The organism is Levilactobacillus bambusae, assembly GCF_003124125.1.
Lineage (GTDB): Bacteria > Bacillota > Bacilli > Lactobacillales > Lactobacillaceae > Levilactobacillus > Levilactobacillus bambusae.
Map to the genome: position 1 here is coordinate 52,351 of NZ_QCXQ01000001.1, position 25,648 is coordinate 77,998.

Annotated in this window: 26 protein-coding genes; 21 read left to right on the forward strand and 5 right to left on the reverse strand. The window is 45.1% G+C overall.

Annotation, left to right across the window (positions count from 1 at the left end; all coding sequences use genetic code 11):
- From rbsD to DCM90_RS00360, 4 genes are all read left to right on the forward strand, one after another.
- Window positions 1–396 carry a D-ribose pyranase gene (rbsD, locus tag DCM90_RS00345; RefSeq protein WP_109249373.1) on the forward strand — a complete coding sequence of 132 codons (396 nt, stop codon included), beginning with the start codon at window positions 1–3 and terminating at the stop codon, window positions 394–396.
- Between the two features lie 18 nt (window positions 397–414).
- Window positions 415–1,770, forward strand: coding sequence for an L-fucose:H+ symporter permease (gene fucP, locus DCM90_RS00350; RefSeq protein WP_109249374.1), 1,356 nt, complete (start codon window positions 415–417; stop codon window positions 1,768–1,770).
- Window positions 1,771–1,979: 209 nt separating this feature from the next.
- Window positions 1,980–3,047: a DUF1002 domain-containing protein gene (locus DCM90_RS00355; RefSeq protein WP_109249375.1), complete on the forward strand. Its 1,068-nt coding sequence runs from the start codon at window positions 1,980–1,982 to the stop codon at window positions 3,045–3,047.
- Between the two features lie 281 nt (window positions 3,048–3,328).
- Window positions 3,329–3,544 (forward strand): hypothetical protein, encoded by a 216-nt coding sequence (locus DCM90_RS00360; RefSeq protein WP_306419280.1) that lies wholly within the window; start codon window positions 3,329–3,331, stop codon window positions 3,542–3,544.
- 100 nt (window positions 3,545–3,644) lie between these two features.
- Here the strand turns inward: DCM90_RS00360 and DCM90_RS00365 are convergent, their stop codons facing one another.
- The 3 genes from DCM90_RS00365 to DCM90_RS00375 form a co-directional block, all read right to left on the reverse strand.
- Window positions 3,645–4,604 (reverse strand): diacylglycerol/lipid kinase family protein, encoded by a 960-nt coding sequence (locus tag DCM90_RS00365; RefSeq protein WP_109249377.1) that lies wholly within the window; start codon window positions 4,602–4,604, stop codon window positions 3,645–3,647.
- A 225-nt stretch (window positions 4,605–4,829) separates the two neighbouring features.
- Entirely contained in the window at window positions 4,830–6,614 is a 1,785-nt protein-coding gene (rnjA, locus tag DCM90_RS00370) for a ribonuclease J1 (protein WP_165815161.1), read from the reverse strand.
- 3 nt (window positions 6,615–6,617) lie between these two features.
- Complete coding sequence (locus tag DCM90_RS00375; RefSeq protein WP_109249378.1) at window positions 6,618–6,830, reverse strand: DNA-directed RNA polymerase subunit epsilon; 213 nt, start codon at window positions 6,828–6,830, stop codon at window positions 6,618–6,620.
- Between the two features lie 215 nt (window positions 6,831–7,045).
- On the opposite strand from DCM90_RS00375, the gene DCM90_RS00380 reads away from it, so the two are divergent.
- Window positions 7,046–7,534, forward strand: coding sequence for a hypothetical protein (locus DCM90_RS00380; RefSeq protein ID WP_109249379.1), 489 nt, complete (start codon window positions 7,046–7,048; stop codon window positions 7,532–7,534).
- Between the two features lie 71 nt (window positions 7,535–7,605).
- Here DCM90_RS00380 and def read toward each other — a convergent pair whose 3' ends face one another.
- Window positions 7,606–8,166: a peptide deformylase gene (def, locus tag DCM90_RS00385; protein WP_109249380.1), complete on the reverse strand. Its 561-nt coding sequence runs from the start codon at window positions 8,164–8,166 to the stop codon at window positions 7,606–7,608.
- 191 nt (window positions 8,167–8,357) lie between these two features.
- Here def and DCM90_RS00390 point away from each other — a divergent pair, with 191 nt between their 5' ends.
- From DCM90_RS00390 to holA, 12 genes are all read left to right on the forward strand, one after another.
- Entirely contained in the window at window positions 8,358–9,290 is a 933-nt protein-coding gene (locus DCM90_RS00390; RefSeq protein WP_109249381.1) for a Rossmann-fold NAD(P)-binding domain-containing protein, read from the forward strand.
- On the forward strand, window positions 9,290–9,583 hold the full coding sequence (locus tag DCM90_RS00395) for a UPF0223 family protein (protein WP_109249382.1): 294 nt from the start codon (window positions 9,290–9,292) through the stop codon (window positions 9,581–9,583). Before DCM90_RS00390 ends, DCM90_RS00395 begins: the two co-directional genes overlap by 1 nt.
- 11 nt (window positions 9,584–9,594) lie before the next feature.
- Window positions 9,595–10,374 carry an inositol monophosphatase family protein gene (locus DCM90_RS00400; protein WP_191981016.1) on the forward strand — a complete coding sequence of 260 codons (780 nt, stop codon included), beginning with the start codon at window positions 9,595–9,597 and terminating at the stop codon, window positions 10,372–10,374.
- 131 nt (window positions 10,375–10,505) lie between these two features.
- Window positions 10,506–12,350 (forward strand): translational GTPase TypA, encoded by a 1,845-nt coding sequence (typA, locus tag DCM90_RS00405; RefSeq protein WP_109249384.1) that lies wholly within the window; start codon window positions 10,506–10,508, stop codon window positions 12,348–12,350.
- A gap of 178 nt (window positions 12,351–12,528) precedes the next feature.
- A complete protein-coding gene (locus DCM90_RS00410; RefSeq protein WP_109249385.1) occupies window positions 12,529–13,683 on the forward strand; it encodes an FtsW/RodA/SpoVE family cell cycle protein in 1,155 nt (384 codons plus the stop codon).
- 26 nt (window positions 13,684–13,709) lie between these two features.
- Complete coding sequence (locus DCM90_RS00415) at window positions 13,710–13,982, forward strand: YlbG family protein (RefSeq protein ID WP_109249386.1); 273 nt, start codon at window positions 13,710–13,712, stop codon at window positions 13,980–13,982.
- Window positions 13,979–14,536 carry a 16S rRNA (guanine(966)-N(2))-methyltransferase RsmD gene (gene rsmD / locus DCM90_RS00420; RefSeq protein ID WP_109249387.1) on the forward strand — a complete coding sequence of 186 codons (558 nt, stop codon included), beginning with the start codon at window positions 13,979–13,981 and terminating at the stop codon, window positions 14,534–14,536. Before DCM90_RS00415 ends, rsmD begins: the two co-directional genes overlap by 4 nt.
- 1 nt (window position 14,537) lies before the next feature.
- Complete coding sequence (gene coaD, locus DCM90_RS00425) at window positions 14,538–15,026, forward strand: pantetheine-phosphate adenylyltransferase (RefSeq protein WP_109249388.1); 489 nt, start codon at window positions 14,538–14,540, stop codon at window positions 15,024–15,026.
- Complete coding sequence (locus tag DCM90_RS00430) at window positions 15,010–16,071, forward strand: SepM family pheromone-processing serine protease (RefSeq protein WP_370738404.1); 1,062 nt, start codon at window positions 15,010–15,012, stop codon at window positions 16,069–16,071. The genes coaD and DCM90_RS00430 overlap by 17 nt, the downstream gene beginning before the upstream one ends.
- 167 nt (window positions 16,072–16,238) lie before the next feature.
- Entirely contained in the window at window positions 16,239–16,961 is a 723-nt protein-coding gene (locus DCM90_RS00435) for a helix-hairpin-helix domain-containing protein (RefSeq protein ID WP_109249390.1), read from the forward strand.
- A 22-nt stretch (window positions 16,962–16,983) separates the two neighbouring features.
- Complete coding sequence (locus DCM90_RS00440; protein ID WP_165815162.1) at window positions 16,984–19,245, forward strand: DNA internalization-related competence protein ComEC/Rec2; 2,262 nt, start codon at window positions 16,984–16,986, stop codon at window positions 19,243–19,245.
- Window positions 19,212–20,285, forward strand: coding sequence for a DNA polymerase III subunit delta (gene holA, locus DCM90_RS00445; RefSeq protein WP_109249392.1), 1,074 nt, complete (start codon window positions 19,212–19,214; stop codon window positions 20,283–20,285). Before DCM90_RS00440 ends, holA begins: the two co-directional genes overlap by 34 nt.
- Before the next feature lie 193 nt (window positions 20,286–20,478).
- Here the strand turns inward: holA and rpsT are convergent, their stop codons facing one another.
- The gene (rpsT, locus tag DCM90_RS00450) at window positions 20,479–20,733 is read right to left on the reverse strand and encodes a 30S ribosomal protein S20 (RefSeq protein WP_109249393.1); all 255 of its coding nucleotides are present in this window, start codon (window positions 20,731–20,733) and stop codon (window positions 20,479–20,481) included.
- Window positions 20,734–21,014: 281 nt separating this feature from the next.
- Between rpsT and rpsO the strand changes: the two genes are divergently transcribed.
- The 4 genes from rpsO (at window position 21,015) to tuf (ending at window position 25,602) form a co-directional block, all read left to right on the forward strand.
- The gene (gene rpsO / locus DCM90_RS00455; protein WP_109249394.1) at window positions 21,015–21,284 is read left to right on the forward strand and encodes a 30S ribosomal protein S15; all 270 of its coding nucleotides are present in this window, start codon (window positions 21,015–21,017) and stop codon (window positions 21,282–21,284) included.
- A gap of 201 nt (window positions 21,285–21,485) precedes the next feature.
- Window positions 21,486–23,213: a ribonuclease J gene (locus DCM90_RS00460; protein WP_109249395.1), complete on the forward strand. Its 1,728-nt coding sequence runs from the start codon at window positions 21,486–21,488 to the stop codon at window positions 23,211–23,213.
- 66 nt (window positions 23,214–23,279) lie between these two features.
- Window positions 23,280–24,209 (forward strand): type I restriction endonuclease subunit R, encoded by a 930-nt coding sequence (locus tag DCM90_RS00465; protein WP_109249396.1) that lies wholly within the window; start codon window positions 23,280–23,282, stop codon window positions 24,207–24,209.
- A 202-nt stretch (window positions 24,210–24,411) separates the two neighbouring features.
- The gene (gene tuf / locus DCM90_RS00470; RefSeq protein ID WP_109249397.1) at window positions 24,412–25,602 is read left to right on the forward strand and encodes an elongation factor Tu; all 1,191 of its coding nucleotides are present in this window, start codon (window positions 24,412–24,414) and stop codon (window positions 25,600–25,602) included.
- The last annotated feature ends 46 nt before the right edge of the window (window positions 25,603–25,648 follow it).

Sequence of the window (25,648 nt, forward strand, 5' to 3'; positions counted from 1 at the left end):
ATGAAAAAGACAACCGTGATTAATACGGAATTATCCAGTTTGATTGCTGGAATGGGTCATATGGACTGGATGGCCATCGGCGATGCTGGAATGCCAGTGCCCATGGGAACCAAAAAGATTGATTTAGCGGTGACAAAGCAGCTCCCTAGCTTTATCGATGTCCTCAAGAATGTGTTGGCTGAAATGGAGGTTCAACGGATTTACTTGGCGGATGAAATTAAGACTGAAAATCCAGAGCAATTAAAGGCAATTCTTGAACTCCTACCCAACGTGGAAGTTACTTATGTGCCACACACTGAACTTAAGCAGGATTTAAGTCAGACCCATGGCTTTGTCCGAACCGGAGAAATGACTCCGTTCTCAAACATTATTTTAGAAAGTGGCGTTACTTTCTAACGGAAGGAAGACAATAAAATGGATTCAACCGAAACGGCAACAAACAAGCACGGGTACGTGCAACTATCAGACGGGTACTTAAGTAAAACCCCAATGTTCCAATTTTTACTGGTTTCCATGATTTTCCCACTTTGGGGGGCAGCCGCCAGTTTAAACGATATTTTAATTACCCAGTTTAAGACTGTTTTCATGTTAAACGATGTGGCCACTGCGTTTGTTCAAAGTGCATTTTACGGGGGCTACTTCTTAATTGCCATTCCAGCTTCACTTGTGATTAAGAAAACGTCCTATAAATTTGCCATTATGGTGGGCCTTATTGCGTACATTGTAGGGTGTGGCCTGTTCTTTCCCGCCTCTCGCGTGGCGACCTACGGAATGTTCCTAGCGGCAATTTTTGCCATTGCCATTGGGTTAAGCTTCCTTGAAACTTCGTGTGAGACCTATAGTTCAATGATGGGGCCTCAAAAGACGGCGAACGCCCGGATTAACTTTTCGGGGGCTTTAACGCCGTTAGGAGATATTCTAGGGATTGTCTTAGGAAAGTACCTTATCTTTGGATCTGTAGATAATCTTTCGGAAAAGATGAGTCATATGCACGGGGCTGCTCGGATCGCTTACGGAGAAAAAATGCTGCAATTGACCCTGCAGCCATACAAGTACTTATTAGCCGTCCTCGTCATTATTTTAGTTATCTTGGCCTTTACCCCGATGCCAGCAGCGAAGGCGATGGAAGACACCGCGACGGGTGAAAAGGTTGAAAAACCGGGCCTAAAAGAAACCTTCCGTTACCTGGCTCACAATACCCGGTTTAAGAAGGGGGTCATGGCTCAGTTCTTCTACGTTGGGATGCAAACGACGGTCTGGTCCTTCACGATTCGGTTAGCTCTAAATGTGAACCACCAATTAACGGATAGTGCTGCTTCAACCTTCATGATTTATAGTTACGTTGCCTGGTTCCTGGGTAAGGTTGTGGCTAACTTCTTCATGAACCACTTCTCAATCACTAAGGTTTTAACCGTTTACTCAGCGTTAGGAACCCTCACTTTAATTGGAACCACTTTAATTCCAAATATGACGGCCGTTTGGCTTGCCATTGCGACGAGTTTCTTCTTCGGTCCTGAATGGCCAACGATTTACGCCCATACGCTCGATACCGTTACGGATAAGAAGTATACGGAAACTGCGGGGGCCTTCATTGTGATGGCAATTGTTGGGGGAGCTGTGATTCCAGCAGTCCAAGGATTGATTTCTGATCTGACAACCATGCAATTCTCATTCATCGTTCCAGCACTTTGTTTCGTGATTGTAACGGTCTACTTCTTCTTTGAATATCGTTACGATCAAAAGCACCCAGAATTAGTTGACGAATATTAATCGACTGGGTTATCGAGACATCATCCATATTTAATTAAAACGAACCCCATTACCGAACGGAAACCTCGGTTATGGGGTTTGTTTTTAGTTTTAAACCCCTTTGATTTTGTATTAATCTTTTATCAAGAAATAAATAAGAACTAATGGGATAAAAATCGGGATATTTTGAGTCATGGTATAATAAAACCACTTAAAAGGAGTGGGTATAAATGACTAAGAAATTTATCATCCCGGTTATCGCAATTGCGTTATTAACGGGTGGCAGTATGGCAGCAACTTCTAATCGGGCTCTGGCAGACGACCAGGCCAGTGACTCATCAGTCATGACATCTTCTGAATCGCAGTCCAGTTCTGATACCACACAAACTAAGGCGCTAAGTAAGGCTTACGTGGTGTACGGAACCGGGCTGGCCAGCGAGGATAAGGCGAAGGTTGCGGATGCTCTAGGGGTTAAATCAAATTACACGGCTTTAACGGTCGATGGTGATGATTACGCTAAATATTTAAACGCCAACGGAACCTCTAATGCCTCAATGATTAGCTGCGTTTCTTTGGCCCCTGCGGATCCCGGATCTGGAGTTAAAGTTAACATTGTTAATTACGATGGCCAGGATAACATTACGAAGGTGACCTCCCAACAGTATGCGATGGTTGCCACTATGGCGGGGGTCAAAGACGTGATTATTACGGTTACGGCGGATAAGGCTGTTTCCGGCGAATCGGCCTTAACGGGCGTATATAAGGCGCTAGCGAACGATGGGCTAACAATGGATGCCGAAAATACGAAGGCTGCTAATGGCGTTCTAGATGCCACCCAGTCGGCGATTGACCAAAATAGTGACGATAAAAGTTACCCAGGAAAGCTGATGTCAGCCGTGGGGGATGTGTCATCACAGCTGGCTGAGGACCGTCAATCAAGTGGACAGACAACGTCAAACACTCAAATTGAGGTGATGCTCAGAGCAGCGCTAAAGAAGGAGGGCATTGAAAGCCAAACCTCTAACACCACCATTAATAACATTGTGATCTCGTTAAAGAACGTTCAAAATTCACCCGTTTCACTTTCAAAAAACTACGTCAAAAATGCGTCGAACGTTGCTAATAACTTAAAGGATAGTGTTGGTGACAAAATGGCCAGCTTAAAAGATTACGCCAATAGTGCCGATGCTAAGAAGGCCGAAAATTGGTTCGCTTCTATTTGGGATCGAATTGTTGACTTCTTTCAGGGGCTTTTTTATTGGTTGATGGTAAGTCTCGTTGCTTCTACGGGCCTCTAAGCGAAGCGACCGGAGTTGCTAAAAATTTTTAATAAAAAGTGAACCGTTTACGATAAATAATGCTATTATCTAGGTAAGGTCAATTGGGGCCCATACATAGTGTTAAAGAAGGCGGTTAAAAAGCCAACGTGTAGGGCGCAACTTGGTGATATGGCTAACGCTCAAATTGGCGAAGGGAACTTAATGATTTACTTTTGAAAAAGGGGTTAACAAAGGTAAACCGAAGTGGTATGATTTCTCGTGTTGTTCTATCGAGAAAATATAAATTTCGTGAAAGGGAGATGTTTGAGGTGAGTAACCGGTTTGAAATTCTGGAGGAATATCGTGAGGCGACAACGGAGCTGTCACGATTAAAACACCAGGAGGCTCAGGAGGTTCAGCCAACTAACCAGACCATTACAATTCAACCGCGGTATGGTAAGCAAATGAACCAACTTTCAAGCAAATGCGCTCAGCTTGACATGATTCTTGAAGCGATGGAAGCTTCTGAAGATTAGAGTCTATCAAGATATCCAGAAATTAAGTCATTTTAAAGCGCTAACTGAGTTAATGTTTAAAGAAAAGAACGCCATCACGGTCGTGATGGCGTTCTTTTCTTTAAACTGAGGTATCAATCCAGAAGGGGTACTGGTCAACGTTCATATAGAGGTCGTAGTATCGACCCCCCAGTTCTTCACCATCGACCTGGCCAAATTCAATGGAGTTAACGATTAAATGAATTTTCTTGGCGGAATAGTAATGGACAAACCGGGACTTTAAGTGTTTATGCGTGGCCAAAAGAAAAACTAACCAGAGTAGTTTAAAGAAGTTCGGCTTTTCAATCACCACTAAGTGAAGCTGATCGTCTAACATGGTAGCCGGTGGGGCAATTTGTACCCCACCACCAAAGTAGGGATGGTTTGTAGTGGTAACGAGTAAGGCCTTTTGGTAAATATCCCGTTGCTGGTTGACATGAACCATGAGGTTAAACCCGCCCTGGTTGTACAGTACCCCGATGGCGGAAGCGAGGTAGGATAGGGACCCCATATGGTGTTGGTTTAGCCAAACTTTAGTCTTTGATTGATTGGCTTTAGTGATAATTGCGGCGTCTAACCCAATCCCAAAGTTATTTGTAAAAATCCCCCGCTGATGCTTAATTGTTTCATCGTATGTTCCAATGTTATAAAGGTGGGGGCGTTGACACTGAAGAATTTGGGTCAACGCTTTTTTCCAATCCAAAGACATCTGGATACCACGGGCTAGATCATCACCCGATCCAACTGGAACGTAGGCGACTGGAATGGGGTAACGGCGCACGACCTTTTTTATGCCGGATAAGACTTCATGTAGGGTACCATCGCCACCAATAGCAAGGGCCACGGTATTTGCGTTTGCCGTATCCGGCGTCTTTTTGGCCAACTGTTCGCCGAGTAACATTGCGTGGTTAGGATAGTCAGTCGAGATTACGGAGTAGGCAACATGCTGGGCATCAAGTTCCGCCTTGATTTGCGGCCAAATTTGACCGGAGCGTCCACTGCCAGCATGTTCATTTAAAATGATATTGTAATTGACACTCAATGGGGGCTCTCCTCTCGATACTTTTAAAAATAACTTCTTCAATTATACCGGAAATAAAGTTTTGAAACCAGTCAGCAAATTAATTGTAATAATTAGAATTTCCAGTAAATACAATTAATAATATTAACCCCAAAAAAACGATTCCCAAATTCGATTAAAAATCCGAATTGGGAATCGTTTTAGTTAGGCCAAAGTTCAACACTTAGTTAAACTTCGCTAATGAAGTTAATTTGAGTTTTCAGCTGGGGTAGCCTTTTTTTCGGAACGGTTCCGCCGCTTTTTAGCGGGTGTCACGTCCCTCTTAGGGGTCTGCCCCTCTGAGTTTGTCTGGTCGCCCGTCATGATAAACATTGGCAGGATCATCGGATGGCGTTCCGTTTTTTCAAACAGGAAGCTTTGCAGGTCATCAATGACTGCGTTCCGAATGGAAGCTTCGTTAGCCTTTTTATTTCGCATTGCCCGACGGATGGCGCGGAAGACTCGGCGACGACCCTCGCTAAGAAGTTCACCGGATTCGCGCATGTAGACAAAGCCCCTTGATAGAATATCTGGGCCGGCTTGAATTTCCTGCTTCTTAAGGTCAATTGTTGCAACCACAACGACTAATCCTTCCTGTGAAAGGAGTTGGCGGTCGCGTAATACAACGTTGCCAATATCGCCAACGCCCGTACCATCAACGTAAACGTCACCGGCAGTGAAGTGGCCGGCAACCCGGGCAGAATCCTTGGTTAGGGCAAGAACATCACCGTTTTCCAAAATAAAGCTATGGTCTAACGGCACACCACACTGTTCAGCAAGGTGGGTATGAATCTTAAGCATCCGGTATTCCCCGTGGATGGGCATAAAGAACTTCGGCTGCATTAAACGCAGCATTAACTTTTGTTCTTCCTGTCCACCGTGACCCGAGGTGTGAATGTTGTTGACCTTACCGTGAATGACGTGGGCGCCAGCCTCTTCTAGTTCGTTAATGACTTTATTAACACTAACGGTGTTACCAGGAATCGGATTACTAGAAAAGACAACGGTGTCGCCCGGTTCGATGGAAATTTGCCGGTGGGTTCCGTTAGCGATCCGTGAGAGGGCGGCCATAGGTTCGCCTTGTGATCCAGTACAAAGAATCATGACCTTGTCGGCCGGAAGTGACTTAATGGTATTCGCATCCACCAGGGCATCGTCCGGAATGTTGAGGTAGCCGAGTTCGCGCCCGTTGACTAATGCAGCTTCCATGGACCGGCCAAACACGGCAATTTTTCGACCGTGGGCCAGGGCGGTTTCACATGCCGTTTCAATCCGTGAAATGTTCGAGGCAAACGTGGCAAAAATGATCCGACCCTTTACCTGGTCAAAAATGTGACGAATGGATTTACCAACCCATTTTTCGGATTTGGTCCAGATGGGGCGTTCCGCATTGGTACTATCAGACATAAGGCAAAGAACACCTTCTGCTCCCAACTTAGCCATGCGTTGAAGGTTAGGCGGCTGATTTGTAACCGGGGTCAAATCAAATTTGTAATCCCCCGTTTCAACGATCACACCCACCGGAGTGTGAACGGCAATTCCTAAGGTATCCGGAATTGAGTGGGTCGTTCTAAAGAATGAAACACTCATTTTGCGAAATTTCAAAACGGTGTCTTCGTTAATCGTGTGTAATTCAGTACTTTTAAGCAACCCGTGTTCATCGAGTTTGTTTTTAATTAGGGCAAGGGCTAATGGACCCGCGTAAACGGGAACGTTCAGCTGCTTTAAGAGGTATGGAATACCCCCAATGTGGTCTTCGTGTCCGTGTGTAATCACCAGCGCTTTGATTTTATCTTGGTTTTCCACAAGGTATTGGTAATCAGGAATTACGTAGTCAATTCCGAGGAGTTCGTCCTCCGGAAATTTAATTCCGGCATCAATAAGGACAATTTCATCCTGGAACTGAATTCCGTAAGTGTTTTTACCAATTTCGCCAAGACCACCCACTGCAAAGATTGCAGCTTCGTTATTCTTGACGTTGAGTTTTTTCATCAGTTAAAACTCCGTTAACTGAAAATCGGGGCTCTTTTGTTCGTACTCTAGGCTGTTGCCTTCGAGTGGTTCCACGAGCTCGATATTGTAATCAGTATTGGTCTCTACCAGGGTCGTTGCATCCGCAATGTTAGCAGCTTCGAGGTAGAGGGTGTGCGTCGTCTCGCGCTTAGGATTCCGCACTGGATCTGGTTGGTAAAATACTTTATAAATCATTCATAAATCTCCTTTAAACTTTTTTCTCGCGGTTGAAATGCTTAGTTAGCGAGAATTTAATAATTCCGAACAACAGGTTGCTTACACAACAATTACGTTGATTCTAGCATATTTGTGGCATATTGTATACATTTACATCCCCGAGTTGATTCTGTAAGATGAGGGTAATAATTGGATTTGAGTTCAATAATTTTTTAATTAAGGAGGACTTAACCATGCAATTGATTATTGAAATTATCATCGCACTCATTTTGGCAACGGGAATCTACTATGTTATTCACCGAATGACCGTCAAACGGGCCATTAAGATTGTTCAAAAAAACGCCCAAAGCGAAACGGATCGGGCCGTTCGAGAAATCAGCCCAGAATTAGTTAAGTTAGGCTTGAGTAATCAGACAGAACCCCCACTGTCATCCGAATTAGTGGCTGATGTTTGGGGGCGGGGGGTTATGGCCTTTGAGTATACGTTTGACGTTGCTGAGGAGCCCTCGGGAAATCAACTGGATCAAATTCAGGTTCTCATGGATACGGCTCTGCTGCACTATGCCCACGATCATCAAATCGAGGGGTATTTAGAGACGACGCCCTTCTTAGTGACGGATACCTGGGTCTACGAAGACCGGGTTCACGTTGACGTTGCTTACCTTATGAACGAGGCGACGATTGAATACGTCAAGGACCTACGTAGATTAAAGTCGAATTAAAAATAATGATCCTGCCCACTCGATTGAAAATGAATGGGCAGGATCATTTACTTTTTACAGGTTCAATTAACTTAATCAAACATAACGGTATCATCTGGGACGGTGAATGGATGTTCATCGTTAATGTGATCGTAGAATAAAATACCGTGCAGGTGGTCAATTTCATGCTGGCAAACAATTGCCGGGTAGTTTTTTAGCCGGATTTTATGTTCATTGCCTTCAACGTCGCTGTATCGTAAGGTAATGCGATCGTGACGGGGGACAAACCCGGGGACGTCTTTGTCCACTGACAGGCAGCCTTCCCCTTCGGTTAATGCGCCGTCCTGGATCGAGTGGCTGACAATAACGGGATTAATAATAACGTCCTTAAAGACCGGCTCGCCGGCTTCATCTTCAGCGGGAACTAATACGGAGGCCATTTGTTTAGAAACGCCAACTTGGGGGGCGGCTAAACCAACCCCGGCCCGCAAGCCGTATTTTTGGCAGAGGTCAGGATCTTGGCTGACCTCTAAGTAGGTCATTAAATCCCTTGCCAACTGTTGATCTTCCTCTGAAAGGGGGAAGGTGACTTGGGCAGCTTCTTGACGTAAGACGGGATCGCCGTCTCGAACAATATCTTTCATTAAAAACACGGTTGAATACCTCCAATTACTCAATTTCACTCCTTTTAGTGTACCATATTTTACGGTGAAATCGAGCGAACATTGGCGGCGGACTCGATTTTATGGATCTGATTATTGGACAAATAAGCAGCTCAAACTTGCGATTTAAAGGGAAAAACTTATAATTAAGTGAGAAAAGGCGAAGATCGAGGAGGTCCGAAATGAGCAGTCGAGTAGTGTTTCAAGGGATATATCGGGAGATTCAAACGGTTATCCAAATGGCGATTACGCGTGATTTACCCATGTCCCTCGTGGTAATCCCGGCTTCAACTGATGAAGTGAATCAGTATCGGGACCTGATAGCTTCTGCTGAGGGATGCCACGCGTTTTCTTTGAGCGTTGGAACCAGTACAGATTACCAAGACGCCGAACTGATTGTCATTTTTGACCTAGACTGGGTCGAAAATGAACATCCTAATCGGGTATCCATTGCCACTTTTTCTGCGGGAATGCCACGGTTTCGGCGAATAATTAATGACATTGTCGAAAGCGGCTTTGACGGAAACCTCCTGTTTGCAGGGGCCCATGACGAACAGATGTTGCTCTTTGCCGCCCAATTTTCGGGGATGGCAGCGCACCGGTTATTGGGCCTGGGAACCTATCCAGAAAGCCGGATTTTAGCGAATCGCCTAGAAAAACGACTGGGGTTGGGAAAAAATGACGTTCGAGTGTACGTCATTGGAACAAGCAGCAATAATTTCGTGGCTTGGAGTCGGACCACTTTTGGACCAGCCCCCGCACTAATGTACTTAGCAAATTCGGATAACCCCTTTAGTGTTCAGGAAATGTCCTCGTCGGAAGATTGGATTCAAAGTGAGAGTATCCAAAATAACTTATTTTTACGAATGACTAGTTTGTTGGACGTTACTAAATGCCTGTTAACGCCCAATCCTGCCATTTTAACAATTACAAATTTACAGCCCGGTAAGGAGCTCGTTGCGCTGTCAACGCCGGTATTAATCAACCAACGGGGCGTTCAACGGTTAACCGAGCTATCACTTTCTGAAAGTGAAAATCACGACTTTACGGAGTTAGTTGCAACGGTAAAAACGGAAAAGGCTCAGGTAGAAGCAAACCAAGCGGAGGATATGTAATGCCAAAGGAAAATTATGAGTACCCCTTAGAATTAGATTGGTCGACCGATGACATCATCAAGGTAACGGGCCTTTACCGTTCAATAGAGGATGCGTATGAGTTGCCTAAGGGAGTAATTAAAGCGGAATTAATGCAAAATTACCGGGACTTTAAAACGGTTGTCGAATCTAAAATGGCGGAAAAGCAGATTGACCGTGAGTTTGAACGAATCTCTGGGTTTAGCATCTATAGAACGATCCAAGCCGCCCAAACGTTGACTGATACTGCTCACGTTAAGATGACCGTTCGGTAGGGGGAATCGAAATGAATGAACATCAGATTCGCCGGATAGATCACGCCGTTTGTGATTGGATGCTTGAATTACGAACCCGAATTTTAAACCATTTTGGTCAGCGGCTGACGGTTCAAACTAAGACGGGGCGTAAGGACCTTGTGACAAATGTTGATAAGGAAAACGAAAAATTTTACGTTGAAAAAATTCACGGGTTTGATCCACAGGCTAAAATCTTGGGGGAAGAAGGGTTTGGGGATCAAGTTAACAGCCTGAAGGGGCGGCTATGGATTGTTGATCCAATTGACGGGACCATGAACTTCGTCAAACAGCATGATCACTTTGCGATGATGGTTGGCGTTTACGAAGACGGGGAACCCGTTTACGGCGCCATTATGGATGTTATGAATAACGTCATTTACCACGGCGGACCCCAGATTGGGGTGTTTGCCAATGGGTTGGCAGTCCCAGAACCGGAAAACCTATCGTTATCCGATGGGTTAATGGGGATGAGTGCGTCGCTGGTAGTGAACGATGTTAGCCACATGCAAGCCATTGAACACGCGGCGTCTGGTATGCGGATCTATGGAAGTGCAGGTCTTGACATTATTGCCGTGCTAGCCGGCGAGAACGTGGGCTATATTTCATATTTAAAACCGTGGGATATCGCCGCTGGGCGCGCATTATTAGAACCTCTTGGACTTGTTGTTTCAACTATTGACGGTAATGCGTTAGATATGTTATCATCTAATCTTGTATTAGTAGCGACGAAGCAAGCACAACAGGATATCCTGAAGATTGTTCAGGGATAACATCCGACTGTGACTACGGTCACAGTTTTTTTATGCCAGCGAGCACTTGGTGTTGTGCCACAAGATTAATTGATCTTGTCACTTAAACGTTACTCTAAAATTGAGATTAACCAGGAAAGGGAGAAACCTACTTGAAGACTCGGGACGACATTCGTAACATTGCGATTATTGCGCACGTTGACCACGGTAAGACGACATTGGTTAACGAAATGTTAAAGCAATCCGATACCCTTGACAGCCATGCTGAAATTGAGGATCGGGCACTTGATTCAAATGCAATTGAAAGAGAACGTGGGATCACGATCCTTTCAAAAAATACTGCCGTTAAATACGGTGACAAACAAATCAACATCTTAGATACGCCAGGACACGCCGATTTTGGTGGTGAAGTGGAACGGATCATGCGGATGGTTGATGGTTGTTTACTTGTTGTGGACGCCTACGAAGGAACGATGCCGCAAACGCGTTTCGTTTTGAAGAAGGCCTTAGAACAACACTTAACGCCAATCGTTGTAATCAACAAGGTTGACCGTGAAGGTGCACGTCCAGCTGAAGTGGTTGATGAAGTGTTGGATCTCTTCATCGAATTAGGCGCTGACGAAGAACAATTGGACTTCCCAGTGATTTATGCTTCAGCCATGAACGGGACTTCAAGTTACGATGCTGAGTTATCAACGCAAGAACACACGATGAAGCCAATTTTCGATACCATCATCGAAAGCATTCCTTCACCAATTGATAATAGTGACGAACCCCTCCAATTCCAAGTGAACATGTTAGACTACAACGACTTCGTTGGTCGGATCGGAATTGGGCGGATCTTCCGTGGTAAGATCAAGGTTGGAGACAGCGTTACCGTTATGAAACTGGATGGTTCATCACAGAACTTCCGGGTAACTAAGCTCTTTGGTTTTATCGGTTTGAGCAAGGTTGAAATTAACGAAGCCAAGGCCGGTGACTTGATTGCCGTTTCTGGGATGGATGAAATCAACGTGGGTGAAACAGTGGTTTCACCTGATAAGAAGGAACCATTACCACCCCTACGGATTGATGAACCTACCTTACAAATGACTTTCCGGACCAATGACTCACCGTTTGCCGGTCAAGAAGGTAAGTTTGTAACGTCCCGTCAAATCGAAGAACGTTTGAAGCGTGAACTTCACACTGACGTTTCCCTTCGGGTGGAAGATACGGATGATCCCGGTGCTTGGATTGTATCGGGTCGTGGTGAATTACACCTTTCAATCTTGATTGAAACGATGCGGCGTGAAGGTTACGAACTCCAAGTATCACGGCCTGAAGTTATCTACCGTAATATTGACGGCGTTCAAAGCGAACCATTTGAAGAGGTTCAAATTGATACGCCTAGCGAGTACACGGGTTCAATCATCGATACGTTATCACAACGTAAGGGTGAAATGTTAAACATGGAAACAACCGATAACGGTCAAACTCGGTTAACGTTCCTTGCCCCATCCCGTGGCTTAATTGGCTACTCATCTGAATTCCTGTCATTAACTCACGGATATGGAATCATGAACCATACCTTTGAAAAGTACGCTCCGGTTATCAAGAACTGGCAACCAGGTCGTCGTAACGGAACCTTAGTTTCAATTAACTCGGGTGCGGTTACCACGTATGCCATTATGGCCGTCCAAGATCGGGGATTAATCTTCACCGATCCCGGGACAGAAGTGTACGAAGGAATGATCGTTGGGCAAAACAGTCGGGATAACGATATTTCGGTTAATATCACCCGTGGACGTAACCAAACCAACGTCCGGGCTGCTGGTTCTGAAGATATTGCCAAGGTTAAGGCACCATTACACATGACCTTGGAAGAATCATTGGAATTCTTAAACGAAGACGAATATTGTGAAGTAACACCTGAACATGTTCGTTTGCGGAAGCAAATCTTAAATACTAACGCCCGTGAAAAGGCTGCTAAACAACGTCGGAGTGCTGCACGTAAGTAATTCTGAGACGTAAGATAACGGTTCAACCCCTAGTTAAGTGAATTTGGGGTTGAACCGTTTTTTTGCGTTAAAAGCTTCCTTAAAGAACGGGGCAGACCATCAGTTTGATGCGTGAGTTATGCTATAATTAATCCATTCGGTCGGTTTTTAACCGATGATTGAAACGGAGCGCTAAAAAATGAGAAAGTGGCATTACTTAGACTATGTCCTCCTAGTCCCATATCTAATCCTAAGCATCTTAGGAATTATTATGGTCTATTCGTCCAGCATGGACATTGGTAATCAAACCGGGGGAAGCGCAACGAGTTACTTAATTAAACAGGTGGTTTACGTTATAGTAGGGCTCGTTGCAGCGGCGTTTATGTCGTCCATTTCGTTAAGGAAAATTCGGCAAACCCAGGTGCTGGCCATTACGGCACTCGTATTTATTATTCTCCTTCTCTTTTTGCTGGTATTTGGTCAAACGGTGAATGGAGCGGCCGGCTGGATTCACTTGGGCCCGATCAGCATTCAGCCAGCGGAGTTTATTAAGTTTTACTTTATCATTTGGTTTGCAAATACAATTGATAATCGTCAAGATGAGATTCCAGAATTTGGGTGGTGGCCAACCTTTCGGCAACCCATTATTTTGGCGGCCATCATTGTGGGTTTAATTTTAGTTCAACCCGATACCGGTGGGGCAACGATTAACGCCGCTATTATCATCGTTATGCTATTAGCGTCTGGAATTGATTGGCGCTGGTCGGGAATGATTCTGACGGGGATCGTTGCTGCCATCATCGTGGTCATCGGCCCGGTGGCAACCTGGTTATCTACCGTGGCTGCCCATACCCATATGTATCAGTTGCAGCGGTTTATTGCCTACGTTCGACCGTTTCAGCATGCTAATGGGTCTGGGGCCCAGTTGGTTAACTCTTACTATGCGTTAAGCAACGGCGGGGTCTTTGGGGTTGGATTAGGGAATTCCATTCAGAAGACGGGTTATCTGCCTGAACCTAATACCGATTTTATTATGGCTATCTTAGCGGAGGAACTTGGGCTGGTAACGGCGATTGTGGTTATTATGCTGATTATGATTATTATTGCCCGGATGGTATTAATTGGAATTCGGAGCCAGTCCACTTATGCCACCTTAGTCTGTTACGGTAGTGCAACTTACTTAACCGTTCAAACCCTGTTTAATATCGGAGGCGTCTTAGGGATGCTTCCCATTACGGGGGTTACCTTTCCCTTCATTAGTTATGGGGGATCGAGTACCCTGACCCTTGCTTTGGTGATGGGCCTAGTCCTAAATATTAGTGCCCGGCAAAAGTTAAAGCGGCAAGTGATTTAAATGGTTAAGGTTAGGAGGATTTAGAAGTGACCTTTAAGATTAATCCACGAACAGAGTTAATTATTTATACTTATAGTTTAAAACAGATGCGGCAGCTTAAACGGTATGGTAACGTCGAATATACGAGCAAACGGATGCGGTATGCGGTGATGTATGTTGATCTAGCCGAGGCGGAGGCCGTGACGGAAAAGTTAAAATCGTTGCGGTTTGTTAAACGAGTGATTTCATCCCCAAGGCAAGATGTCAGAGAAACCTTTGGCGATACTACCGGAGATGCTTTACTGGAGGTTGACGAATGAGGGTGATTAGTGGTGAATACGGGGGACGTAAGTTAAAGGCAGTCCCTGGAATGAAAACCCGACCAACGACCGATAAAGTGAAGGAAAATATGTTTAACATTGTGGGACCTTACTTTGACGGTGGCCAAAGTTTAGATCTTTTTTCCGGGTCTGGTGGACTAAGCATTGAAGCCGTATCGCGTGGAATTGATCACGCAGTGTTAATTGATCGGCAAAGAGCGGCGATTGCAACCATTCAGGATAACATTGCCGTAACCAAGGATCCCGATCGGTTTACGGTCATTAAGGGCGATGCAGAACGAGTCTTAGACTCCCTGTCCCAAGCCAACGATCGGTTTGACCTGGTCTTTTTTGATCCGCCGTATAAAGATCAAAAAATTATGACTGAAATGGAACGGTTAATTGAGTTGAAACTGTTGGCACCCAATGCCGTTGTGGTTTGCGAAACCGACATGGCCGCTAATTTACCGGATGACCTGCCAAATTATCGCCTATTAAAACGAAAAGATTACGGTATCACACAGTTAACGATCTATCAGTTAGGGGGAGAATAGGATGACGACAGCAATTTTTCCTGGCAGTTTTGATCCCGTCACTGTGGGCCATATGCATTTGATTGAACGGGCCAGCCATTTAGTTGACCGACTGATTGTAGCCATTGGGGTTAACACCCAAAAAACCGGCTATTTTACCCCAGAAGAACGGTTAGAAATTCTATCTGAAAGTGTCGCCGATCTGCCCAACGTTACCGTTCAGATTGAAACGGGCTTAACGACCGACTTTGCCGCTTCGGTAGGCGCCACCGTTATCATTCGGGGCCTGAGGAATGTAACTGATTTTGAATATGAACAGGGGATTGCGGGGATGAATCAATACCTTAATCCGAAGATTGAAACGGTATTTTTATTAGCCAATCCGGCGGACGCTTTCGTTTCATCATCTTTAATCAAAGAGGTCATTCAGTTTGGGGCGGACATTACCGGTGTTTTACCTCCGGCGGCTGCTAAAGCCATTGAGCAACGGAGGAATGAAAATGCAGACTAAGCCAGAAACGTGGTGGCACCGGTGGCGGTCAACAATTTTAACCACGATTACCGTGGTTTTAGTGGCGGGGTTCTTTTTGTTGCCGCTGCCTGAATACATTGAGGGTCCCGGAGATGCGAACGATTTAAAACAGATGGTGACGGTTAAGGGGCATCCGGATGACCGATCCGGTGACTTTTTGCTGATGACGGTGGCCCTAACTAAGGCACGGCCCGTGAGTTTATTAAAGGCAAAGCTGATTCCTTACTATTCCGTGGAACCAGAGGCTGCGGTAACCGGAGGTCAGAGTAGTCAAACCTACACAAAAGTCCAGGATTTTTACATGCAAAGTGCCATTAATGAAGCGAAGTACACGGCATTTCATGCGGCTAATAAGCCGGTTAGTCGTCAGTACTTAGGAATTTATGTGGTGGATTTGAATGATCAAAGCCCGTTTAAGGGACAGCTTCACGTTGGTGATACCATTACCCAGGTTGATGGACATCACTATAATAGTGCGGCTGGCTTTCAAAAGTACATTCAGCATCAAAAAATCGGCCAAAAGCTCACCATTGAGTATCAGCATAACGGGAAACCCAAGCAGGCAACCGAAAAACTAATGAAAATCCAGACCGGCACGGCGGGAATTGGAATTACGTTAACGGATAACGTTAAGGTGACGACTAAACCAGCTGTTCGGGTTAACACTGGCGCAATCGGGGGTTCATCTGGGGGGTTAATGCTGAGCCTGCAATTGTATCAACAGCTAACTAATAAAAACTTGCGGCACGGTAAACAAATTGCCGGAACCGGAACCATCGACGGTGATGGAAACGTTGGAGAAATTGGTGGAATTGATAAGAAGGTGATTGCCGCAAAGAAGGCAGGAGCGACCGTCTTCTTTGCGCCGTATCAGAAACCTAGCCGCCTACTTTTAAAGTATGAGGAGCACCATCAAACCAATTACCAATTAGCTAAGGCGACCGCCAAAAAATATGCTCCAGATATGAAAGTGGTACCAGTTAAAACTTTTAGCGACGCCGTTAACTACTTGGAAACCCATTGATAAAAAAGCGAACCTCAATTTGATTTTTGATCAAATTGAGGTTCGCTTTTTTTGTGATCTGGCACGGGTATCCGGGAGCGATGGAAGAAGAATGTGAATTTGTTTTTAGATCTTACACCAGACCAGCATTTAATTACGGATATATGTAAGTAAGGAGGTGAAAGACGTTGGAAAGATTACGACAGTTAATTGGGATCCATCTTCGGTGGGTCATTACGGGAGGAATCATTGGCGTGATTGCCCTTATCATTGGGATAATGACGCTCAACCGGGGACATAGCGATCAGGCGACCCCCGAATTCACCAGTCAACAGGTTGGGGAGTTGAACAGTGATAAGACGTCAGGTTCATCATTTCCCGCTGCTTCAGAGGCACATCAATCTGGCGATATTGGCCCTTCAAGCGGGCGAGTTTTTGTGGATGTTAAGGGAGCCGTTAAGCACCCTGGACTATACGAAGTTAGGGATGATATGCGGGTAATGGATGCCATTCAACTTGCGGGCGGCTGTACGCGATCGGCCGACCAGAAACATTTGAACCTGGCTCAACGTTTAACGGATCAGCAGGTTGTTTACGTGCCAATTAAGGGCGAGGTCAAGGGACCGCCTGCCGGACAGCAAAATACGGCGGATACAAAACCAAGTTCAGTTTCATCTAGCACGGCTAGTCAATCAGGTCAGACCAGTAGCGGATCGGGAGCTACCGTAAACTTGAATCAAGCCACTAAGGAACAATTAATGACCATTAATGGGGTGGGGGATAAGAAGGCCGATAAGATCATTGAGTACCGGCAACAGCACGGCAGCTTTAAATCCGTGGATGATTTGAAAGATGTCCCAGGATTTGGTGAGAAAACCGTCGCTAATTTACGGTCTCACCTTAGCGTCTGATGGGATGAAATTTCAATTAAATGTGATAAAACCCAACCGGCTGATCTTTGGCGCCTTCGCAATGACGCTGGTCGCCCTAATCTGGTACTGGCAACCGATTATTGGGTTGGTTTTGTTTGGCTTATTTGTTCTTCGTCTGTGTAAGTTAAGGGAATCTCAAACGCTACTGGTGACCGTTTTCTGTGCAGTGATCATGTGCGGCGTGATTTGGCACCGGGAAGCGGTCCTTGACCAATTAACCCTTAAGCCCGTTTCTGATGAAACACTAACGATCCGGATACTGCCGGATGAACTCCGTTGGAACGGGGCTCAGTTTAGTGAAATCGGAACCTTAACCCACCAAAGGGGCAGGGTTTTACTAACTGGCCGGGCCAAAAATCACGCCGAGTACCACCGATTACGAACGTTGGATCGACCGGCTGAGGTGACGGTAGTGGGGCAGCTGGTTAAGATCTTACCACCTACCAACGTCAATCAATTCGATAGTCAACGTTACTTTCGGGAAAATGGGGTCGCCCAAACCGTAAAGATTAGTCAGCTCAAGTCAATTCAACAGTTGCCCTTATCAATTACACGACCATTGACCCTTTTGCATTGGTTCCGGATGTTGATGATCAACGATTTTAATCGGCTCCCAGGATTACTGAAACCGTACGCCCTAGGACTCATAACGGGTACCCGGAGCAACGACTTTAATCAGGCCATGACGGGAATTCAGGACCTAGGGTTAATTCACCTTTTTAGTATTTCCGGACTTCACGTATCATTGATGATCTTAGCGCTGGAATGGGGATTATTTCACCTATGGCTTCCAAGGCAGACAGTGCAGATCATTCAACTGGGAATGCTGCCCATTTACTTTGTCATTGCGGGCGGATCAGTCGGCTTGTTACGTTCGGTTTTAATGGCCGGCAATTCGTTAATCGCAAAACAATTTGGGATTCATTTGAGCGGTTTAGATAACTGGTCGTTAGCGCTTATGATCACCTTGATGATTAATCCGATGATTGTTCTGATGATGGGCCCCCAACTCAGCTTTGCCCTATCCTTTGGGCTGATTATGTTACATCACCAGAGTCGGTTCTTCGTTTTGTTGGCGCTAAACCTAATTCAGTTGCCCATCCTTTTGAATAGTTTGTATCAATGGCATCTCTTATCTGTCGTAGCTAATTTAATCGTGGTACCGATCTTTGGGATCACGATCATGCCGCTAACCTTTATTGGTGTGATTGCGGCACACTGTTTTTACCCCCTGGCATTACTTGTGGCTGTCCTCTTAAGCGGATTTGAAACGGGAATTCGATGGGTTTCGCAATTGCCGGGGATGATCATCTATGGGCGACCACCGTTACCCATACTCATCTTACTGGTCGGCGCTACGACGCTGTTGCTTGCATTTCCCAATAAGTGGCAGAGGCTAAGTCGTTTACTTGGGATGATCTACCTGGTTGGATTTTTATGGATTCATTTTCCAATTTTGGGGGAAGTTGTCTTTTTTGATGTGGGTCAGGGGGACAGCTTTTTAATTCGGACCCCCTTTAACCAACAGGTTGTCATGATTGATACGGGAGGTAAACTAAACTTGCCAGATCCTACGTGGGCGCCACCGACAGTGCGTCAAGCTAACGCAACTAGGACGAGTTTAAACTACCTAAAAAGTCAGGGAATTTCACGGTTGGATGGGGTATACTTATCTCATCAGGATGCCGACCACGTGGGGGATATAGCGACCGTTTTAGATACGATGCACGTTCAACGGTTATACGTCCCCGCCGGAATGGAAAATAACCGGGCGTTTTGTCATCGACTGAGCGGCCATATGGCCCAGACGAAACTAATTTCTGTGCGGGCTGGTCAGTCGGTGGGGGCCGGGTTAACCGTCATCCATCCCTTTCAACCCGGGTTAGGCAGTAATGCGGATTCAATGGTATTGCTAGGTCGTTATGGGGGACAACGATTTTTATTCATGGGCGATTTGGACCGAGCGGGGGAGCGGCAAATTTTAATGAGGTATCCAGCCTTCAAGGCAGACATCATTAAGCTAGGCCATCACGGCAGTAAAACATCGTCAGACCCGCAGTTCTTGGCTGAATTACAGCCAAAACTTGCAATTATTTCAGCTGGCCGCCATAATCGATATGGACACCCAAACGAGGAAACGCTAGTCACCTTGGCCCGTCAAAAAATCCCCCAATTTTCGACGCAGCAACGGGGAATGATTTGGTTTCGTTACTTCGGCCAGGTTGGGATATGGCACGTCAAATTAAAGGAGTCGATACCGTGAAGATTTTTGATTTAATACAACAACTAAAACAACCGAACTTAGAAAGTTTAGCCTCGATATACGTTATTTTAGGCCAGCAGGATTACCTTCAACGCCAAATTCGGGAGGGGTTTATCCATCTTATTCCAGCCGACGAGAAAACAATGAATTATGCGAGCTATGATATGGATACCACACCGCTTGCGGTGGCACTGGATGATGCGATGTCGGCTCCCTTTTTTGGGGAACACCGGATTGTAATTATTGAAAACCCCCTTTTTTTGTCCGGGGAGACTAAAAAGCAAAAGCCAGATCACGATATTGAGGGTTTAATCCATTACCTAGAACACCCAGAACCCACAACCACTTTGATATTTTTTGCGCCGTACGCTAAGCTTGATGCCCGCAAAAAAGTGACCAAGCGATTAAAAAAAGCGGCCGAATTTGTTGAAATTAATCAATTGGATGAACGCCAGATTAAGGCTTACGTTCAAAACGACATTAAGCGGACGGGATATTCAATTGAGCCCAACGCATTAGCTGAACTTTTACAACGTACCGATGCTGATTTAACCCTGATGATGGCAGAATTACCTAAACTAGAGCTCTATTGCCTGGGCACAAAGCAAATTGACTTATCAGCGGTTGATGACTTAGTGACTAAAACGTTAACCCAAAATGTTTTTGACCTAGTGAATGACGTATTAAGTCATAACACGAAGGCTTCCGTCACGTTATACCGGCAATTATTAGAAGCGAAGGAAGAACCACTAAAAATTAACGCGATTTTAATTGGTCAATTTCGGTTATTGATTCAAGTTAAGGTTTTATCTCAGGAGGGGTATTCACAGGGGTCCCTAGCCAGCGCCCTAAAAGTGCACCCTTACCGGATTAAGTTGGCGCTACAAATGCAAAAAAAATTTAACCTTACGGATCTCAATCAGGCCTACTTAGGGCTGGTTGATGTGGAAACGAAAATGAAATCATCCCAAACGGATCCTGAACTTCTCTTTGAATTGTTTATGACCCGATTTGTTGATAATCGGGTCGTCAATCACTAACTTAAGGTTTGATCGGGTTAAATTGAATAATTAAGTCAAAAAAACAGCTGCTGCCAAGGGGAGGACCTTTGGCGTTAGCTGGTTTTTTATTGGTGTGCGACTGATCTGGGCCGTATTCTTCAATAAAGGTTACGAAAATGAGGGGACAAAAAAAGCCCGGTTAAGAACCGGACATCATTGGTTTAGGTTAAGATTACTTAGCTAAACGTGCGGCCATACGTGACTTGTCACGTGAAGCCTTGTTTTTCTTGATTAAGCCCTTAGAAGCGGCGTGGTCAACAGCCTTGGAAGCTTGGCGGAATAATTCCTCAGTGTTATCGGCACCGTCATTGATACCTTTTTCAAACTTCTTAACTGCAGTCCGCATCGTGCTAAGTTGTTCTTTGTTACGCTTGTTAGCTTTTTCGTTCGTCTTAACACGTTCGATAGCTGACTTGATGATTGGCATTTTTTTCACCTCCGTGCTGAAACCCGTCAAAGGGGATTCGTTAAATTTCAACGAACACTATTATACCGAACCCTGGAAAACAAATCAATAGCTTGTCTGCAGTTTGTAAAGGAAAACTACTTGATAGGAACGGTTATTTTTAGTTAGGCCTTGCAAATCACAAGTAAAATCGTTATAGTAAATAACTGTGCGAGAGCACAAAACCCTTAACTTGGTGTCCCGCGACCACCAACGAACACTCAGTTTTGGGCATTTATCTATTTGAAAGGTGGAAATTTACAATGGCACTTAGTCAAGAACGTAAAGATGAAATTATCAAGAAGTTTGCTCGTCATGAAGGCGACACGGGTTCAGTTGAGGTCCAAGTTGCAGTTTTAACTGCCGACATTAACGACTTAAACGACCACATGAAAGCCAACAAGCATGACTACTCTTCACAACGTGGTTTGATGAAGAAGATTGGTCACCGTCGTAACCTCTTACGTTACCTTAAAGATAACGATGTTGAGCGTTACCGGAACTTAATCCAAGAATTAGGTTTACGTCGTTAATCCTAACTCTAAAAGCATCGCAGTCTTGCTGCGGTGCTTTTTTGCGTTTATAACTGGTAGGGATATGATGAAAAGTATGGTACACTGTATTCAGTTTATCACGGACGTTTAGGGGTAGCTTCCCTTTAAAAAACGATTGCTCAGATATTAAGGGCGTCGTTCGAATGTTAACTAAAGCAAAACTGACTATTGAGGTGGACTATGAGTTCGAAAATTAATATTATTCCATTTGGCGGAGTACGTGAAAATGGGAAGAACATGTATGCAGTCGAAGTTAACGACGGCATTTATCTATTAGATTGCGGGTTGAAGTACCCGGAAAATGAATTACTTGGAATTGACGTTGTGATTCCTGATTTTGATTATTTGCGGGACCATAAAGATCAAATCGTTGCCGTCTTTTTAACTCACGGCCATGCCGATGCGATCGGGGCACTCCCATACTTTTTAAATGAATTTAACGTTCCGGTATTTGGATCAGAAATGACCATTGCCCTTGCAAAACTCGGTGTTGAAGCTGACCCTCGGGTGAATGACTACGATGATTTTCACGTGGTTGATGAAAAAACTGAGGTGGACTTTGGCGACGTCTCGGTTTCATTCTTTAAGACGACCCATTCCATTCCGGAATCCCTCGGAATTGACCTTAAAACGGATGAAGGTCAAATCGTTTATACGGGTGACTTTAAGTTTGATCAAACGGCTCAGAATGGCTACCGGACTGATTATGGTCGCATTGGAGCCATCGGACAGGACAAGGTTTTAGCCTTACTAGCCGACTCAGCCAACGCTGAAAATCCTTATACCACCGCAAACGAACGGGATATTGCTAAGGATTTAGAGGAAACCTTTGATGATTATGATGGCCGGATCATTGTTGCCAGTGTCGCTTCAAATATTTTACGGATCCAGCAGGTACTAAATGCGGCTGCGGCATCCAAGAGAAAGGTTTATCTGACGGGTACCGACGTTGAAAAGATCGTCAAAACGGCAATGGATCTGAAGAAGCTGACGATGCCCGAGGATGATTTACTGATCAAGTCAGCTGACCTCGCTAAGTTAGATAAGGACCAAATTGTGATCTTGCAGACCGGGCGAATGGGGGAACCCATTAAGGCCCTTCAACGGATGGCGGATCAACAAGATAAGAGTCTTAACATTGAACCAGGTGACTTAGTCTACATTGCAACAACACCATCTCACGCCATGGAAAATACAACGGCCCGGACCCGAGACTTAATTTATCGCGCGGATGGTGAAGTGCGAAATGTTTCTGATAATATGCACGCCTCAGGACACGCCAGCAAGGATGATTTACAGCTGCTGATCAACATGCTTCACCCCGAGTATTTAATCCCGGTAACGGGAGAGTATCGGTGTTTAACGGCCCAAGCCGAAGCCGCAAAAGAGTTAGGTTACGCAGATGACACCATTTTTCTGTTACAAAAGGGCGATAACTTACAGTATGATAATGCGGGGATGCACCTAGGCAAGGGGATTGAGATGAGCGATACCATGATTGATGGTATCGGAGTTGGCGACATTGGAAACATTGTGCTGCGTGATCGGAAGGTTCTTTCTGAAGACGGTATCTTTGTTGCGGTCGTTACCATTGACCGGAAGAAGAAAAAAATTGTTTCGGAACCTAAGATTACGTCCCGTGGGTTTGTGTATGTGAAAGCTAACAAGAATCTGATGCAGGAAAGTGCTGAGATCATTCAGAAGGCGGTTCAGAACAATCTTGATAATAAAGAGTTTGACTGGGGTCATCTTAAACAGGATGTCCGTGAACAATTGAGCCACTTCCTCTTTGACCAAACTCATCGCCGTCCCGTTATCTTACCGGTGATTATGGAAGCTAACCAACATCACCGTCGGAAAAAGAGCGGCGCAAAAGCCACCAAGGATGAAGAATCAATTAACGAGTAAAGCGATTTAAAAACGGGACTTGGGTTTCTAACCGGGTCGCGTTTTTTTGTAGAAGGGGTGGTTTAAATGAACCAAAAGTCGGCTGAACAGCTTGAGCGGGAGGGGCGAGAGGCGTTTGAACGTGAGGACTGGTCCTTAGCCAGTGCTAACTTTGAGGCCCTGTATGAAAAACAGCAAACGGAACAAAATAACCACTTATTAGTCGAAGCACTTTACCTGGATCAACGATATCAAGCAGCCCAACAGTATGCTGCGGATTTTGTCACGACCTATTTGACTGATCATGCTTTATTTAACCTGTTAATTAGTCTTTTAGTGCATAATCACAGATTTATTGAAGCACGGGAAATGGCTATGGATCCAGTAGTTCATCAGGATTGGCTACCGGCAGCCCTGCAGGAAATTCAGGACGGGGAGAGGGTGGCCAAAAGTGAAATGAAGGAAACCATTCAAACGGTCAGCCGCCAGTTTTACCATCTTAGCGATCAATCCTTCTCCGAACAGAAACGCCGATTTGATGCGGCATTAGCCTTACCGTTGGATAATTACCTCGTTGGAGCCAAATATTTACTGTTGGATCCCTTTTTACATCCCTTACTTCGGTCCAGTCTACTAGAAGTTCTCCAACAACTTCAGTACCAAGAAGAGATCGAGTTGCTCTGGCTTGATGAACAGCGCCATAAAATTGGAGGTCAGCAGTTGCCACTCCTAGGAAGCATCAGCAGTGTACAGGCGGTTAACGATGAAATTCAACGGCGACTTGGGCACGATGATCCGATGGCGGAACAAATGATTACGCAACAGGCCCAACTTGAAATGATGTACCTGTATCCCTTTAACGATCGAGTGGTGACGGATCCTCAACTGTGGGTGGACCGTCTAATTCAGAAATACCGGGCAGGCGGGGTACCCGTTGACGTTTCGTCGTCGGCCGAAGAACAGGTTGACCAATGGCAAAAAAAGTTGGACCAATACACCACGCGGCTGATGCATTAGCCGGTTTTGAAAAAATAAACGACCTTTTTTGCGATTATGGTTTACAAATAAAAGTTTGATAGATATAATGTTTAAGGATTCTTTCGTTAAAGGGATGCACCTTCCTCTTTTAGGAAAGAAGTAGTATAATCTTATGTAAAGGACGGTAACTCCACTTGTGGAGGATACTGATTCTTACGAAAACAACAGGAGGGTTTCATTAATGGCTGAAAAAGAACATTATGAACGTACAAAACCCCATGTTAACGTTGGTACAATCGGCCACATTGACCATGGGAAAACAACACTGACTGCTGCTATCACTAAAGTATTGGCTGATAGAGGTTTAGCTAAGGCTGAAGACTATGCTGATATTGATGCAGCTCCAGAAGAACGTGAACGTGGTATCACGATCAACACTGCTCACGTTGAATACGAAACTGAAAAGCGCCACTATGCTCACATTGATGCGCCAGGACACGCTGACTACATCAAGAACATGATCACTGGTGCCGCACAAATGGATGGTGCCATCTTAGTTGTTGCTGCAACTGATGGTCCTATGCCACAAACGCGTGAACACATTTTGCTTGCCCACCAAGTTGGTGTTGACTACATCGTTGTCTTCTTAAACAAGACCGACTTAGTTGATGATGACGAATTGGTTGACTTAGTTGAAATGGAAGTTCGGGAATTACTTTCTGAATACGATTACCCTGGTGACGATGTACCTGTTGTCCGTGGTTCAGCTCTCAAGGCTCTTGAAGGCGACCCAGAACAAGAAAAGGTTATCCTTCACTTATTGGACATCATTGATGACTACATTCCTACTCCAGAACGTGATACTAGCAAGCCTTTCTTAATGCCCGTTGAAGATGTCTTCACTATCACTGGTCGTGGTACTGTTGCATCTGGTCGTATTGACCGTGGGACTGTTAAGGTCGGCGATGAAGTTGAAATCGTTGGTTTAAAGGAAGAAGTTCTTAAGAGTACCGTTACTGGTCTCGAAATGTTCCGTAAGACTCTTGACCTTGGTGAAGCTGGGGATAACGTCGGTGTTCTTCTTCGTGGTGTTAACCGTGAAGACGTTGTTCGTGGACAAGTTCTTGCCGCACCTGGTTCAATCCAAACGCACAAGAGCTTCCATGCCGAAGTTTATATCTTAACTAAGGATGAAGGTGGCCGTCATACGCCATTCTTCTCAAACTACCGTCCACAATTCTACTTCCACACCACTGATATCACTGGTGTAATTGAATTGCCAGAAGGTGTTGAAATGGTTATGCCTGGTGATAACGTTACCTTTGATGTTGAGCTGCAAAAGCCAGCTGCCATCGAAAAGGGTACTAAGTTCACTATCCGTGAAGGTGGCCACACTGTTGGTGCCGGTATCGTTTCAACTATTGATGACTAATTAGTTTTTAACTAATTTAGTGATTATAAGGCCCAAAGGGGAGCGA

Coding starts and splice junctions, on each gene's coding strand:
- rbsD (WP_109249373.1), top strand. CDS start 1: ATGAAAAAGACAACCGTGATTAATACGGAATTATCCAGTTTGATTGCT.
- fucP (WP_109249374.1), top strand. CDS start 415: ATGGATTCAACCGAAACGGCAACAAACAAGCACGGGTACGTGCAACTA.
- DCM90_RS00355 (WP_109249375.1), top strand. CDS start 1,980: ATGACTAAGAAATTTATCATCCCGGTTATCGCAATTGCGTTATTAACG.
- DCM90_RS00360 (WP_306419280.1), top strand. CDS start 3,329: ATGTTTGAGGTGAGTAACCGGTTTGAAATTCTGGAGGAATATCGTGAG.
- rnjA (WP_165815161.1), bottom strand. CDS start 6,614: ATGAAAAAACTCAACGTCAAGAATAACGAAGCTGCAATCTTTGCAGTG.
- DCM90_RS00375 (WP_109249378.1), bottom strand. CDS start 6,830: ATGATTTATAAAGTATTTTACCAACCAGATCCAGTGCGGAATCCTAAG.
- DCM90_RS00380 (WP_109249379.1), top strand. CDS start 7,046: ATGCAATTGATTATTGAAATTATCATCGCACTCATTTTGGCAACGGGA.
- DCM90_RS00390 (WP_109249381.1), top strand. CDS start 8,358: ATGAGCAGTCGAGTAGTGTTTCAAGGGATATATCGGGAGATTCAAACG.
- DCM90_RS00395 (WP_109249382.1), top strand. CDS start 9,290: ATGCCAAAGGAAAATTATGAGTACCCCTTAGAATTAGATTGGTCGACC.
- DCM90_RS00400 (WP_191981016.1), top strand. CDS start 9,595: ATGAATGAACATCAGATTCGCCGGATAGATCACGCCGTTTGTGATTGG.
- DCM90_RS00410 (WP_109249385.1), top strand. CDS start 12,529: ATGAGAAAGTGGCATTACTTAGACTATGTCCTCCTAGTCCCATATCTA.
- rsmD (WP_109249387.1), top strand. CDS start 13,979: ATGAGGGTGATTAGTGGTGAATACGGGGGACGTAAGTTAAAGGCAGTC.
- coaD (WP_109249388.1), top strand. CDS start 14,538: ATGACGACAGCAATTTTTCCTGGCAGTTTTGATCCCGTCACTGTGGGC.
- DCM90_RS00430 (WP_370738404.1), top strand. CDS start 15,010: ATGAAAATGCAGACTAAGCCAGAAACGTGGTGGCACCGGTGGCGGTCA.
- holA (WP_109249392.1), top strand. CDS start 19,212: ATGGCACGTCAAATTAAAGGAGTCGATACCGTGAAGATTTTTGATTTA.
- rpsT (WP_109249393.1), bottom strand. CDS start 20,733: ATGCCAATCATCAAGTCAGCTATCGAACGTGTTAAGACGAACGAAAAA.
- rpsO (WP_109249394.1), top strand. CDS start 21,015: ATGGCACTTAGTCAAGAACGTAAAGATGAAATTATCAAGAAGTTTGCT.
- DCM90_RS00460 (WP_109249395.1), top strand. CDS start 21,486: ATGAGTTCGAAAATTAATATTATTCCATTTGGCGGAGTACGTGAAAAT.
- DCM90_RS00465 (WP_109249396.1), top strand. CDS start 23,280: ATGAACCAAAAGTCGGCTGAACAGCTTGAGCGGGAGGGGCGAGAGGCG.
- tuf (WP_109249397.1), top strand. CDS start 24,412: ATGGCTGAAAAAGAACATTATGAACGTACAAAACCCCATGTTAACGTT.